This is a genomic window from Bacteroides sp. RCH18 (genome assembly GCF_058231005.1).
Genome location: NZ_JBIPTC010000002.1, coordinates 1,654,980 through 1,670,990 on the forward strand (window position 1 = coordinate 1,654,980; position 16,011 = coordinate 1,670,990).

Annotated in this window: 6 protein-coding genes; all 6 read right to left on the reverse strand. The window is 40.2% G+C overall.

The window, feature by feature from the left end; translation table 11 throughout:
- Positions 1 to 18: 18 nt before the first annotated feature.
- A complete protein-coding gene (locus tag ACHLI0_RS21780; protein ID WP_490750025.1) occupies positions 19 to 1,710 on the reverse strand; it encodes a RagB/SusD family nutrient uptake outer membrane protein in 1,692 nt (563 codons plus the stop codon).
- A gap of 13 nt (positions 1,711 to 1,723) precedes the next feature.
- Complete coding sequence (locus ACHLI0_RS21785; protein WP_490750026.1) at positions 1,724 to 4,870, reverse strand: SusC/RagA family TonB-linked outer membrane protein; 3,147 nt, start codon at positions 4,868 to 4,870, stop codon at positions 1,724 to 1,726.
- Positions 4,871 to 4,893: 23 nt separating this feature from the next.
- Complete coding sequence (locus tag ACHLI0_RS21790) at positions 4,894 to 7,086, reverse strand: surface glycan-binding family protein (RefSeq protein WP_258900106.1); 2,193 nt, start codon at positions 7,084 to 7,086, stop codon at positions 4,894 to 4,896.
- Positions 7,052 to 9,175 carry a heparin-sulfate lyase HepC gene (gene hepC, locus ACHLI0_RS21795; protein WP_490750027.1) on the reverse strand — a complete coding sequence of 708 codons (2,124 nt, stop codon included), beginning with the start codon at positions 9,173 to 9,175 and terminating at the stop codon, positions 7,052 to 7,054. The genes ACHLI0_RS21790 and hepC overlap by 35 nt, the downstream gene beginning before the upstream one ends.
- 308 nt (positions 9,176 to 9,483) lie before the next feature.
- Positions 9,484 to 11,742 (reverse strand): glycosyl hydrolase family 95 catalytic domain-containing protein, encoded by a 2,259-nt coding sequence (locus tag ACHLI0_RS21800; protein ID WP_490750028.1) that lies wholly within the window; start codon positions 11,740 to 11,742, stop codon positions 9,484 to 9,486.
- 190 nt (positions 11,743 to 11,932) lie between these two features.
- Positions 11,933 to 15,994: a hybrid sensor histidine kinase/response regulator transcription factor gene (locus ACHLI0_RS21805; protein ID WP_117981266.1), complete on the reverse strand. Its 4,062-nt coding sequence runs from the start codon at positions 15,992 to 15,994 to the stop codon at positions 11,933 to 11,935.
- Between the last annotated feature and the right edge of the window lie 17 nt (positions 15,995 to 16,011).

A 16,011-nucleotide genomic window follows, 5' to 3' on the forward strand; every position in this document is an offset into this window, starting at 1 on the left:
ATATTACAGTATGATTATTTACCATCCCGGATTCTGATTGAATTGAGTACACAAGTCCATTTCCTGTTGTGGTATGGGGAGTAACTCATTCTTGTTCTTTTTAGTATAATCGACGCATACATAGAATTCGTCACCGGCACTATACCAGTCAACTAAATCTTGAGCTGTTTTTCTGATACTGTCGTAGTAGATTCCCCAGCGAACTAAATCTTGTCTGCGATGTCCTTCGAATGCCAATTCATAAGCTCTTTCATTACGTACGGCTTTTTGGAATTCGTCGTAAGACAATCCGGATAAGTCTGAGGCGCTGTTGTCGGTTTCCACAGGAAGTCCGAAGCCGCGTCTGCGTACCATATTGATAGCCTTATATGCTTCGTCGGTCGGTCCTTGTTTCCATTCGTTCAAAGCTTCTGCATATAAAAGTAATACATCAGCATAACGTAATATATACCAGTTGATATTTGAAAGATTAGCATCGATAAGATAGTTGGCACTGTTTACATATTCTTCTGTATCCCATTTTCTCGGGCATACATTATCGATATAGGATTTCTTTAATGCATCTTTAGCATCGTCTTTGATGGCATCTTCAATATTACCGCTGGCATTGATTACAAGTTTGACTCCATCTTCACCGGTAGTCGTGTTTTTACCATATTTGTAATCAGCAAAGGAGTACTTCCATCTGTTATCGCTTTCACGGTCTTTCCAGTCGCGCAGGAAAGTCGGGATGACACGCCAGTTACCGGCATTACGAACGCTTCTGATACCGCTTGCCTGTACACCGTTCCATTTACCAATACGTCCGCAAGGGTCATTAGCTGATACTCCGGTAACGGTAGGAGCATAGAAACTTACTTCGATCAGACTTTCTTCGTCATCCCAAACACCATTACAAGTGTTCTTCCATAATTGTTCGAAGTCAGAAAGCAAGTGATGTTTACCCGATTCGACTAGAATCTTAGCAGTTTTTGCTGCATTTTCCCATTTGCTTGTATCATGAACAGGATAGCCTGCCCATGTAGCGTATACTTTAGTCAACAGTCCGAGTGCGGCGCCTTTAGAAAGACGGAAACTGTTGTCTGAACGTATATTGTCATCCACTGAATAAGGCAGATTATCAATAGCGTATTGCAAATCAGTTTCTATAAATTTATATACGTCCGCCGGATCTGCTTGTGTGAAAGTAGATGGATGCTGACGGGATTGAGCAGTATTGGTTATCAATACTACATTCCCAAACCAACGTACTAATTCGAAATAGTACATGGCACGCAGACAACGTGCTTCTGCCATATAGACAGCGGCTTTCTTGTAATTACCTTCATCGTAGGTTCCGATTTTTTGTCCCAGTGTCTCGATAAAATCGTTTGCATCATAGATAGCACTGTATAGGTTTGCCCATGTTGTTGCTATTTCTGTCTGTGAACTGGTATAAGCGTTTGAGGGAATCAGACGAAGTCCGTCGGTACTGTTACCTGTTACTTTGGCAATATCACTGGGGATAGTAAAGTACAAAGATAGGTGGAAACCATAAATACCATCCTGAACCATATCACGATATACGCCCAGAAGTACATTTTCTGCTTCTGCCGCATTCTTCATGTAGTTTCCTTTCTCAATTTCTGTATAGCTGGTCTCATCTAATGAGCAAGATGAAACGGTGATTGCACAGGCTAATGTGCATAAGTAGTATTTGAACTTTTTCATTGTCTTTTTTTGTTTAGAATTGAACTTCTACACCAAATGTAAATACTCTACTTTTCGGATAAGCACCCCAGTCGAATCCTGGCATAAGCGGGCTGCTTTTCATATTCACTTCAGGATCGTAACCGCTATATTTAGTCAGGCAGAATAAGTTCTGAGCTGTACCATATACACGCAGGCGGTTGATATATGCTTTTCTTGTCCATTTATTAGGGAATGTATATCCTAATGTTATGTTTTTTAAGCGAAGGAACGAACCGTCTTCAACGAAACGTGAGTATAATTCATATTTTACATATCCTCTGGCGGAAGGCACACGATTAGATGCATGTGTCGGAGTCCACCGGTCGGCCACTTCTGCCAGTTGATTACTTCGTTCGTCTTGCGATTGTGTATTGAACATACGCGTCGCATTATAAACATCGTTGCCATATTGGAACTGGAACATGAAGCTGAAATCAATGTTTTTGTAATTGAAGGTGTTGGTGATACCTCCGTACCAATCCGGTTGGCCGTTTCCAATAGTGGTACGGTCGTCAGGAGTAATGACACCGTCTCCATCTATATCTTTATATTTCACCATACCCGGTTCCACCGTCTTACCGGCATGTTTGCTTATATCTGCCACTCCGGGTTTCAGTTGCATTGAACCGTTAGGAAGTACGTTGAAATCAGATGTTTGGTAAACACCGTCAAAAACATATCCATACATTTGTCCAAGTGAAGAACCTACAATGGAGATATAATCATTTCCATTGAAGTTACTGTTGAATTTAGTTGCTGACTGTATATATGTATTGCCGTCCTGCAACGCTTTCAATGTATTCTTAATGAATGAAATGTTGAAATCTGTCTGCCATAAGAAGTTACGAGTTTGAATATTAGTGGAATTGATGTTCAATTCGATACCTTTATTCTCAATCTTACCAATATTCTGCCATTGAGAGTTGAATCCTGTTACATAAGCAAGCTTTTGTTCAAGTAACAGATCTTTGGTGTTTTTTAAGAAGAAATCTGCTGTCAGGTTCAGGCGGTTATCAAGAAGACCGACATCAATACCTAAGTTAGCAGTGGTAGATCCTTCCCATTTCAGATCTTTGTTAGCCAGTTGTTTCGGACTCAGCACTGTGGCCATTTGTTGCCCTATTCCATATTTGCTTGATGAATACAGATCCATAGACAAGTAGTTTGTGATACGGTCATTTCCTACTGTACCCCATCCAAGACGGAGTTTTAAGTTTGATATCGGAGTTATATTCTTCATGAATTTCTCTTCCGATATACGCCATGCTGCAGAGAATGAAGGGAAATATCCCCATTTATTTTTTGCAGAGAATACGGTAGAACCGTCAGCACGTACTGTAGCAGTAAACAGATAACGGTTGTCGAAGTTGTAGTTACCTCTTGCAAAGTAAGATAACAGTTTCTTGTCGCTTCTTGAAGTTGATACGCTGCTAGGAGTGGCTCCTATTCCCAGATTGTCGTTACCCAGGTTTGGGAACGGGAAATCTTTGGATTGTCCATATAAAAGTTCCGAGCTTCTGAATGAAAACTCATGTCCTAACATGATATCAAACGTGTTTTTCTTATTGATTTTCTTTTTATAAGTTAATGTGTTACTGCTCTGCCAACGTAAGTCTTTCTGCATTTGTGTAGAACCATAAACGCCTCCACTACGATATGCCTGGCTGGAGTTTTCACCATAGAAAAGATCCCTTCTGGTATTAGTCGTATTGTAAGTGGCTGATGCTTTGAATGTCAGGTTTTTCATCAATTGTACTGTCAGTGCAGCATTAGCTCCCCACAATTCAGATTGTCTCCGGTCTTTTACAGCTTCAGCCTGTTTAATTGGATTAATTTGTGAATAAGTGGTGTTCTCACTTAGTTCCAATGGGTCGAAAACAGAATTCAGAAGTTCATCGTTTGTTACACTGTTACCTCCGGTAGGACGGAAACGTAATATATTTGATAACATATTTAGTGTTCCTCCGGTACCTGAAGTACCGATGCCTTCTTTCACCGTATTTGCATAGTTGATAGTAGCATCAAAAGTGATGAATTTAGTAATCTTTTGGTTGATGCGTAATTTACCTGCATTCTTTTTATAGCCACTGTTCGTGAAGATACCATTCTCATCAAAATGTGAGAAAGAGGCGGCATATTTAGTTTCTTTTGTACCGCCGCTGATACTGAAATCATGGTTCTGAGACCAAGTCGGTTTGAATGATTCACTCTGCCAGTCAATTCCGGGATCCGTCAGGTAGTCTTCCAAAGTTTGATGACGATAAGGAACTCCGTCAGAATCATTTCCTTCTTGATAATAAGTTGTTCCGTATTTAGTCGGGTTGAGTTCTACTTGTAATGCGGCAAACTCATATGTGCTGAGCATGTCCAGTTTTTTAGGAATGTTACGATAAGTAGCCGACCCGTTATAAGTGATAACTGCTTTTCCTTCTTTACCGGATTTTGTTGTAACTAAAACTACACCATTAGCAGCGCGTGCGCCATAAATTGCAGAAGCTGAAGCATCTTTTAATACTTCGACTGATTCAATGTCTGAGTTAGGAAGATAGTCGATACTACTAACTTCGAATCCGTCAACAATATAGAGTGGAGAAGAATCTCCGTTTACTGTACCGACACCACGAATTTTGATATCGAAACCCGAACCGGGAGTACCATCCGACTGGGTGATCTGTACACCGGCAATCTGACCTCCAAGTGCTTCTACTACAGAACCTGTTTTGAAACCTTCAATAGATTTAGCTGCTACAGAAGAAACGGAGCCTGTCAAGTCGCTTTTCTTCATACTGCCGTAACCAACTACAATTACTTCGTCCAGCATTGCATTATCTGGTTCTAATTTGATATTCAAGTTCTTTTGACCTTTTATTTTGATCTCTTGATTCTTATAGCCAATGTAGCTGATAATCAATGTTGCATTACTATTCGCTTTAATGGAGAATTTTCCGTCAAAGTCTGTAACTACTCCTTTTTGAGTGTTTTTTACTTGAACCGTTGCTCCGATTAATGGAGTATCCGTTTCATCGATAACGACACCGTTTATTGTGATTTCCTGAGCAAATGAGGTAATCGCAATTAAGAGAGCTAAGAGGGTAAAATACCCTCTTTTACTCAATGCTTTTAATTTTATATTGTACATATCTATTCTATATTAGATTTAAATTAGAAACTTTCATCAAACCAAATGGCTAATGGGAATATTTGATTTTTGGTAGTGCCATCATTAGCGAGATCTGCCTGTTTACCGTCAGTTACAAAAGACATTCTTCCTATAAAAACACCATTTGCATACACTCCTTCAGAATCTTTCCATTTGCCAGGGTTGATTGTTACAGATAGATCTTTGTTGCTTATATAGCCTAAGGGTTGACTGAGATTTTGGGCATTATCGTAGTAGGACATAGGAGCTCTTGCACTATAATTAGGAGTTTTCCCAATTGCTTTATAATATGTTGCCCACAAGCCATTCATAAAACTACCATTGACTGACTGTATTCCATCTACATGGTTTTCAATGAAACTATAGTAATAGAAGTCTCTACGATAATCCATTAAATATGTTGTGTAGTCTGTTACAGTTGTGCCATTTGATGTAACTACAGGTGCAGCTACCATACCACCTTTAGAAGGATTCATCTTTACTGCAAATGGAGTATATTTGACGAAAATTCCGTTTTTATCTTTATTTTGACGTATGAAAACAGGAATTGTTTTAGATATAGCTTCTTCTCCAGAACCCACCGTTGCGGTAACAAAAAGTACACTAACACCATAATTGCTATTCCATTTATTCTCACTAAATGATAGTTCTCCTGTTTCTGAGATTGTAGTACCACTTAATGCAGTTGTATTTAATATTTTAACTTCCCATTTAACAGGACGACCATTGGGAATGTCTGTCTTAGGAGTTAACTTTTCAGCTAGAAGAATAGCTTTTTTGTCATAATCAAATTGATCAGCATAGTTTTCTTCAGGGGTAAGTCCCAGGTTATTTCCATAACGTATGTAAGTGAAATAGTTAGGATTTGCTGCAATAGTCAGTGTAAAGGTTGAAGTCTTCTCACTCTTGTCATTTTTCGCCTGTACTGTGATTGTATATGTGCCAGTTTCTATTGAATTGCCTTTTTTTGCAGAAATAACACCAGTAACTCCATCAATATTAAGTTTATCGGCTAATCTGGAGTCCAAGTCAATGAATGAGTAAGTAAGTTCGTCTCCATCTACTTCTTCCGGACCAAATTCAAATGCAACAGATTGTATCTTTTCCTGGTTTGCATATTGAAGTTGGGTAATAGGGTTAATGAATGCCACTATATTGATAACAAATGTATTATCGAAATCCTTGCTGCCATATTGGTTGGTTGCTGTAACAGATACATTATAGCTATTATCTATTTCTAATCCGTTATTGGCGGCAAGGGTTATGATTCCGGTCTGTTCATCTATAGAGATAGTTGAAGTCTCGGGAGAGATTGATTTTATCTTATACGTCAGTCCTTCTGGAGATCCTTTGAGAATTGGAGCTCCGGACACATATGCTTGATCTTTTTCTACTCTCACCGATGCGGGTTTATATGTTAACGTAAGCGGACTGGAAATAATGTTGAATGTAACAGCATTTTCGTATATACCTGCTCCTGCTTCTGTTGTTAATTTAAGATTCAACACATATTTACCGGGAAGAATTTCTCCTTCATATTTATCGTTGACTGTGATTTTTCCGGTATTGGAAATTGCAAAGTATTCCTTTCCTTCTTCCTGAATGATTTCATACTTGCTGATGTGTACATGTGTTCCTTCTTCAGTTTTTACCTGAGCACTGGCAGACTCTTTATAGATGTCTGCAAAATCTACTGTAACTTCGCTTGGGTCTACTGTAATTCCGTCAGGAACCGGTGCCAGCATATTTACAGTGATTGCATCTTTAAACTCGTAATAATTTCCATTTGATATACAAGATACACTGATGCAATAAGTACCGACAGGCAGATTATCCGTATTAACTAATTTAATAGCTCCTGTACTAGGATCTGAAATTTGAAAACAATCTGTATCGTATACTTCTCCATCAAGAGTAATGCGAGTGATAGAAAAATCAGAGGGGGTACCTCCGATGTAAGTCGGTCCGGACATGTTAAAATTCATAGAGGGGCCTATGTCGGTAATACCGGCATAGAAAATCGCAAACTTGGTAGAGTCAGTTGTCTCCGGATCCGTGCAGGAGGAGTTCGTGACACACAATCCAACTACCATTAAGATTGCCAGCAATCTTGAAGTAATGTTTTGTAATTTAGATCTCATTTTTCTTAGGTATATTAAATTATAAAGTATAAGATAATTCGTATTTCTTGCCATTGATAGTTACTTCTACCGCAGCACCATTTGTATGGAATGTACCTGCGTCTTCAGGAGTATTATCGGTAAACTGAGCATCCATAGTCAGATTGTTTAGTGTAGAAACAGCTTCAAACGGATAGATTACAGTAATAAAGCGGGCAGCTCCATTTTGTGGTTTCCGTATCGTGTATTGATAACCCTTGCGTGACGCATTCTTTTCTCCTAACTTATTGGAAACATCAGATGCAACATTTGATTTGCCAAAATCCTGGTTTGTCTCGGCAAAAGTGCGAACCAGTATGTTATTATTTGCAAATGTGGTATGTGCACCATACTGATAAGAGGCGGACAAGTCATCATATACCGTTTCATTAGCTTCGCTTGAACAAAGATGGAAATTCAAATTGATTTTGTCTTTATTACCATCTCCGTATCCTTCGTCTACAAGTACAAAGAACTCTTTATCTACGAAGAATACAGCCCGACGGTGAGTAAGACCGGCTTTAATTTGATTCTGAGTAACCAAAATCTGTGTGTTTTCTTTGGTCTCATGTTTAAGGAACTCGCCTTTCATATACCCATTGGCAATTGTTGCACTTAAGGCTGTCATTGTGTTATGATTCTTAGTTGCAAGGAATGTCTTGCGATCTTCATTACTTGCACTTGTTCCTCCATAAGAATATACACCGGCATCCGGGAAGAAATTACGTCCGTTACGATAGATACCGAATGTTCCGTTATCGGGCTGGCAGTGCCATTTGTTATCCGGATTATTATTGTTTTTCAGAATCATCATGGTCGAGCTTTTTCCCCATCCGCTACGTAACATATAATACCCGGAAGCATCATATATCTGTGTCAAACCGGCAGGTGTTGTTCCTTGTTTACCTTCTGTTGACATCCATTTCATTTCTGCATCATCCGGGAACATTTCAGAATACTGTCTCAGATTTCTTAATAATACATTTTTAGTATATGAAGCAGAACGTGTATCATTGAAGTTATCAATTGTATAGTCCGGATAGATGATATCCATAACAAAGCGGGCTGCTTTTCTCAATTGTTCTATATAGGTAGAAGGGAATAAGCTTAACTTGTTATTGAGTTGGGCGATTTTATATATATTATAGAATCCTGCAACTACTCCGATATGATAACTTGGGTCCAATTCATTTTGAACTCCGTCCTCTAAGAACTGTGCAGTAATCTGTTCAGTGATTTTTTGTGCTCCTTCATTCAGCCATGCTTCTGCATTCTTGAATTCGGGCATTAAAATACCTGCTGTAGTGATTGCTTGTACCTGGGTAACATAAATATTACTACCGTCAGTATAATAATTGTTGCGAATGCACTCTACTTCATTGGCAAAAGCAACAAGGAATGTTGAAAGCCATTGAGGGGTAAAGTTGGTAGATTGGATAAAATGAGGCATGATATCGATTTGGTCAAGCACTCTTTCGGCAGGTTGCAGGCCATACCACTGGACAGCATCTTTGCTTACCGTACCTTCCGGACAAGGGAATGTATTCAGCCAGTCACTATAAACCTCTATCCATGATTGAATATATTTCTCATTCTGATTGACGCGGTAAGCCTTTGCTTGTGGAAGCATCCATTGATGACGGTGGGTCTGAGACTTAAATTCCTGGTCTGTAATTTCAGCAGGAATATAAGTCCAGTCTATCTTTTTATCTTTATCAAATAAATAATAGACTTCTTTGCCGTTTTCTTCTTTTTCCTTAAAGTTACGTACATAGAATCTGTGTTCCAATGCCTGATCAGCTATATTCTGATCAAAAGCAGTAATAGAAGGGTTGATCAGATTGATATTCGGGTTGCTGACATCTGATCTGTTTCTATAGTATTTTAATAACTCATGAGCAGCGTAATAATACTCATTAGCTTCATAATACTCTTTCACCTTTTCCAGACCCGGATAATCCAGGTTGATAACCTCGAATAACTTTTCATTAATTACGTCATTCGGTTGAGGATTAGGAAGCAAGTTAATGTTAGAGTCTCCATTTGCCAATAGTTCATCATCGTCATCCGTGCATCCGGTAAAAGCGAATAAGGCACAAATGCAAATAAAGAAGATGTTCTTCATACTTTATTAGGTTTTATAATTATTAAAAGTGTATTTTTACTGTTGCAAATGTAACTTCATTAAATATGATTCTTAATTTATGTTGTCCACACTTTGTTCAAAAATGACTTTTTTGATATTAATTTTGTTGAGACATATACTATTTTTGTTCAAAAAGGTGGTTTTGTCTCTGAATTTTAGTTTTTTAGATATCAGAATGTAATATCTCTACATAGTGTCATAAGATACCTTTTGTACAATTTGAGCTGCTCAAATGGATGATTTTAAAATTCATTCAAGCAGCTCCTTTACATGTTGATCTCAATAGGTTATTTTGCCTTCTTTCCAAAATAGTTTTGAGACATATGTGATATGGGTGAGATACTAAAATCTGGAGATGTACCTTTAGGATACATGATGATTTCTTCTCCCTTTTTTAAGTCAATCAGATAAGTACCATTATTGACAGATTTTATTATAAAGTCTCTCTTTCCTGTGAAAACAGGATTAGAGATGTCGGTCATCACTATACAAGGCTCGCCGGCCAGACTCTTTATATGCACGAATTCTGTTTTTCCCTGTTTTCTGCTGGCAGAAACTTTGAAGGCTCCTTCTGTGCGTAAACCGGAGTAGGCAACATCCTGCCAGGCATCCGGCACTGCCGGGAAAATTCTGATTTTTCCTCCCCAACTTTGTAGCAACATATCGTGGATGCACTGAGCACCTGATAACGGGGTTTCGATAACGGGGCCTGCTTCTTTATACATAGTGGTAGGGCTAAGAAACTTTCCGAATAACTTATTCAAATAAGCAAGCGCGTCATTTCCTTTACCGATAGCTGACGAGATAGAAGAAGCACCGGTACATGAATAACCTTGGAGTGCTTTGGGTTTACTTTGCCAAAAGGCCAGTGATTTCTCGATGATGTCAACCGCACCGGTTTGTTCAGTGTTGAGCAGATATAAAGGATAGATGGCAAGTAAATGCGAGTAATGCCTGTGAGAAAAGGCATAAGGCATATCTTTTCCTATTAGCAGGCCGTTTTCATCCATAGGATAAGCCACCAGATTATTAAGAACACTTTGCCAGGTTTCCATCAGGGGATCCTGAATATTCAGACGCTTAGCTGATTCAAGTAAGGTCTGACATCCCCAACGTAGTAAAGCGAGATCGAAGTTACAGTCTTCTACGGCATCGTATTCCGGTGAATAGGTTTTGGGGAGATGCAATTTGCCATCTTCGCCTTTTTCCAGAAAGTGCAGGTAATAGTTGACAGCACCTTTTAATAATGGAAATAACTTGTCGCGTAACACATTATCATCCATCTTGTGACGGTAGATGAGCCAGAGGTTATGGCATGCCCATGGTAATAAGCCTACTTGTGCTTTACCTTTGCCGGGAATACCTATTTCCGTTGACATACATTCCAGATTGGAAGCCACTCCAATCCCTAAAGAATTAGAACGGTAGGCAGAAGGAACGTTGAGACGTAGTTCGTCTATATGGTTGTAAAGTGCGTTTTCGAGTGAGGCGGCCAGGTCTAAATGGTCAGAGGCATTCAATGCCCAATAGGTTAGCTGTACGTTGAGGTTCCACCAGGCGTTGGGCCAGGGAGTTTCTGTCAGCCAGGGGCCTGTATTGTCTATCAAGGCGCGGTCACCGCGAGTAGCGGAAGCCAGTTTGTACATCTGTATCCAGTAAAAGTTTTCTTTTTGGATTTCGGGCAATGTGATGAAACTGGCAGGATAATAGGCATTCCACCATTTGCGATGCGTACTTTGTAGCTTTTTAAAACCTTGACGCCCGGCTTTCTTTATTTCTTTCATACATATTTCTCCGGCATTTGTCTGCGGATATGTATGTGTAAGGTTTATCCACAGAATGCGTTCTCCTTTTTCTGCTTTACTTTCCTGCCATCCTACTACTGTTTCACCACCGGCAAGTAGCTTTTGGGTGGATAAGTTTATGTCATCCTTTTTACTGATTTCAGCAGCAGGATTGAGTTGATAGTCTTGCGGAATTTTGTCCATTTTATCTTGATTCTTGAAGAAAAGATAACGGGGACTATTAGCTTCGGCGGCAATCCATTCCCACTGAAAGTCTTTTTCTTCTCCTTCTGTTGTTGCTTTTACGATCATAATCATATCGTCGGCATGGACAAACGTTTTTAAATGGATCGCTCCTTTGGTAGTGACAATATCTGTTGTAGCTTCTGCGTTCCAAAGGTCGAGGCGCATCTTTCCACTGATGATTTCTCCTTCGGGGTGTAATGCAAAGTGACCGGTGAGTAATCGGGGCGTCCCGAATACATCTCTTTTTTCTCTGTGATCATGTACATCGCAGTTACTGGTTTCGAACCGTATGTAGTTCTTTTCCGGTTCTTTATAAATCATTAGCCCCAGCCTGCCATTTCCCAGATAGGCTGATTCGTGCCAATATTCAGGCAGTACTTCCCATATCATATCCTGACTGCTCATGAATTCGGGCCAGTCAATTTTTTGTTGTATAGTTATTGAACGTGCATTAACTATACCCATACTGATGAATGATAAAATTACATAGATGTAAAGTCGTTTTTTGAAGCTCATAGTATAAACATTTCCTTTAATGTGGTTTATAATCTTTTGGTTCTGATATCTCTATACAAATGTAGAGAGTTATACAGCCAATACTTGTTCATAACGTCTATACTTTGTTCAAAAACAATTTAGCTACTATTAGTTTTATTGAATTATATATCAAATTTGTCTAACAACATATTTTCCTTGAATGAGAAGGTTATCCTTTTGATTTCTTGATATACTCCGTAGGTAAGCATCCGAAGTACTTCTTGAAACTGGTGGCAAAATATGACGGCGTATTGAATCCTACCATGGTGCTGACTTCCGCTACCGTATATCGTCCGTCTTTCAGTAGCTTGGCCGCTTCATTGAAACGAATCTTACGGATAAAGTCAATGGTTGATTCTCCGGTAATTGCTTTTAGTTTCAGATGCAGATTAGAACGGCTCATGTTCATTTCTCTGGCGAATTCGTCGGTAGAGAATTCGATGTTATCCATATTCTTTTCCACAATCGCCATGGCACGTTTCAGCAAGGCTTCATCCATTGCATTGAATGTGATTTTCTCAGGTTCTACTTCCAATGATTTGGCGTACTTGTCGAGCATCCGTCTGCGTGTACGCATCATGTTCTGTATCTTGGTTGTCAGGATGGCAAGAGAGAATGGTTTGGGGATATAGTCATCCGCACCCATTTGCAGACCTTCCATCTGATCTTTGATATCGGTCTTTGCGGAGAGAATAATAACCGGAATATGGCAAGTCCGGATATTCTGTTTCACGTTCTTGCATAACTTGATACCATCCATAACCGGCATCATGACGTCGGTGACAATTACATCCACCTCGTTATCTTTCAGCTTTTCCAGTGCTTCTTCACCGTTCCCGGCTTCCAGTGTGTTGAACAAATCCGCCAGTCCGTTACTCAGGTAACGGCGGATTTCGTTATTATCTTCTACGATCAGAATTGTTCCGCGTTTCTTATCACCGGATTCCACAGATTCGTTTTCCACTTTCTCCGTGTCGATGAAATACATTGCTTTGGAATTGGTAGAATACACTTGCTCTTCTTCATTCTGTTCGTCATTGGAAGCTAACTCGGAAGGTTTGTAAACCGACAGATCCTGTGGCAGATAGACAGAGAATGTACTGCCTTTGTTTTCTTCGCTGTCCAGTTCGATACGTCCATGATGAAGTTCTATCAGACGTTGTACTAACGAAAGTCCGATACCACTTCCTACGTGTTCACTTTCTATCTGATAGAAACGTTCGAATATCTTTCCCTGTTTGTTGATAGGGATACCTATGCCTGTATCGCTGACTTGCAACAATAGCCAGCCGTTCTCCTCTTTCAGAGTTACGGTAATGCTTTGCCCGCTTTCCGTATATTTAAAGGCATTGGAAAGGAGGTTGTTTACTATCAGTTCCAGATAGTTGGCATCAAAAAGAACTTCTTTGTCTTCCAGTTCAGAGTGTAGAGTATAAGTAATCTTTTTGTGGCGTGCCAGTTTATCGTAGAAAAGGAAGTTGTCCTGTATCAGTTGATGAGCGTTTCCTTTTTTCGCTTTTAGTTCGAACACTCCGAGTTCAGCACGGCGGTAGTCCATCAATTGGTTGACCAGATGCAGCAGGCGGTTTGCATTCCGTTGGATATATTCCAGTTGGTTGCGTGTCCATCGGTCGCTGATTTTGTTAATGATCTCTTGCAGGGGAGTCAGAATCAGCGTCAAAGGTGTACGAAGTTCATGCGAGATGTTGATGAAGAAACGCATCTTCATCTGATTGATTTCTTCCTGATGTTCTTTGTCTCTGCGTTCTATTTCAAGTTGGGCTTCCATACTTTTGCGCATCCAGAAGAAGCGGAAAACAAAAGTGATGAAACCTGCGAAGGTTGCGAAGAAGATGAGTAGTGCCCACCAAGTCTTATACCAGATTGGCAGAACGATAATCTCCAATGCTGTAGGGATAGGATTCCATTTGCCGTCGCTGTTGGCTGCTTTGACAAGGAATTGATAGGTTCCCTGTGGCAGGTTAGAGTAGGAGACGGTGCGGCTGTCCGTCAGATAATACCATTCCTTATCATAACCTTCCAGCTTATAGGCGAAAGTATTATGTTGTCCTGAGATATAGTTGGATACCACGAACTCAATGGAAAAAGCTGTTTGCCAGGATTTCAGTGTGATACTTTTCGTTTCACTGATGTTCTTGGTCAGAATACCGGTCTCATCATCCGGGCGGACCACCTTATTAAACAGTTGCAGTTTGGTGATAACCACCGGAGGCGTATAAGGATTGTCGAGCAATAATTCCGGACGGAAAGTCGTGATTCCGTTGATACCGCCAAAATACATCTGTCCCACAGACGTACGACAATAAGAAGCGGTATTGAACTGATTGCTTTGCAACCCGTCCGACTCTGTAAAGTTACGGAATTTTTCAGTTTCCGGATTAAAGCAGGAAATCCCCCGGTTGGTACTTAACCAGAGTCTTCCGAAGGAATCTTCCAAAATACCGTATACTACGTTATTCGGCAGACCGTTGGTCGTGTTATACCGTTTGATCTGCTTGTCTTTCTCATTGAAACAATAAAATCCTTCGCGTGTACCTACCCAGATGACTCCGTTGGAAGCCTCGTAAATACAGTTCGTAAAGAGCTTCGTGACGTTGGAAACCGGAAGTATGGATGCTTTTTGTATATCCAGACCTTCTTGCTTAAAGACTGATAGTCCCTCTTCTCCACCGATCCATAAGCGTTTATGGGAGTCGCGGAATAGTGTCGTGATTTGTTTGGAGACGACCGGAGTGCCGTCTTTCTCTTTTTCAATTGTAGTAAAACTCCGTTGTTCCGGATTAAAACGAACCAGTGCACTGAGTGTCCCCAACCAGAGATTCCCTTCTCCGTCAGGAAGTATGGCATAGACATTCTCATTTACTAGCTGGCTGTTGCGTTGGTTAAAGTTTTCTACCTGACCGCTGTTGCGGTGAAGGATACTCAATCCGCCGGCATGAGTACCTATATATACCAAAGATTTCTTTTCGTCTACATATACCGCCTTGATATTGTTGGAACCGATGCCTCTTGCACTTTCGTCCTCTTGCAGTGTATAAGATGTAAATCGCTGTGTAATCGGATTATAAAGATTCAATCCTCCGTCATTCGTTCCTATCCACAGGTTTTTGTCTTTATCTTCGACAATACAGCTTACTACATTGTCGCTTAACGAGTTTTTATAAGGAATATTGCGGATATTCTTGAAGCGGTTCCGGATAGGGTGGTAATAGTTCAGACCACCGAAATAAGTTCCCAGCCACATACCGCCCTGAGAATCCATAAAGATACTGCGTACCGAACGTTGTGACAGGCTGCCGTTTTCTACGGGGTTACTGCTGTACGAGGCAAAAGAATCAGTACCCTCATGATAAATATTCAAGTCGTTGAAAGTCCCGATCCATAAACGGTTTTGTGAGTCCATTGCCAGTGAACGGATGTAATTGGAACTGATACTCTTCGGGTTGGAAGGAGAATGCAGATAATTCTTTATTTCCTTCGTTTTCGGATTAATCAGGAACAGTCCGGCTCCTTCGGTTGCCACCCAGATGCGGGTAGGGGATTGCTGAAGAATAGCCTGAATCTGTTTAGTCCCTAAAATGGGGATCACTTTTTCAAAAGTTTTCTGAGTAATAGAGTATGTATAGAGTCCGTCGGTCGAAGTTCCGATATAAATTTGGTCGTCCTGTCTGTAAAGAGTGGAGGCGATTGTCTTATGCATCGCTGTGCTGAAAGAATCATCTATAAATTTGGATTCTTTGATATCGAACATGATCAGCCCTTCCGGAGTACTGATAAGTAACTGTTCCGGTGAAATCTCTTCGATACCGTTAACTTGCAAATGTTTCCCATTCTTTTCATAGAAGAAGTTCTGGAATATGTCTTTTTCCTCATCATAACGGGACAAACCATCACGTGTACCAATCCATACCCGTCCCTGACTGTCTGTTTTTACAATACGGGAGATGTCGTTGGCGATACTGTTCGGGTCATCCTCATTATGCTGATAAACCGTAAATGCATATCCGTCGTATTTGTTAACTCCGTCATAAGTGGCAAACCACATATTGCCCCTTTTATCCTGATCGATGGAGAACACCGTACTTTGTGATAGTCCCTCATTGATGGAAATATAGGAAAATGTGATTTGTTCCGGAGTTTCAGAAAAGGCGGAATGCATTCCTAAGCATAGGAAAAACAAGTAGATTACTATCTTCTTAAGCTTGCTCATTATTAGTTCACGAGATT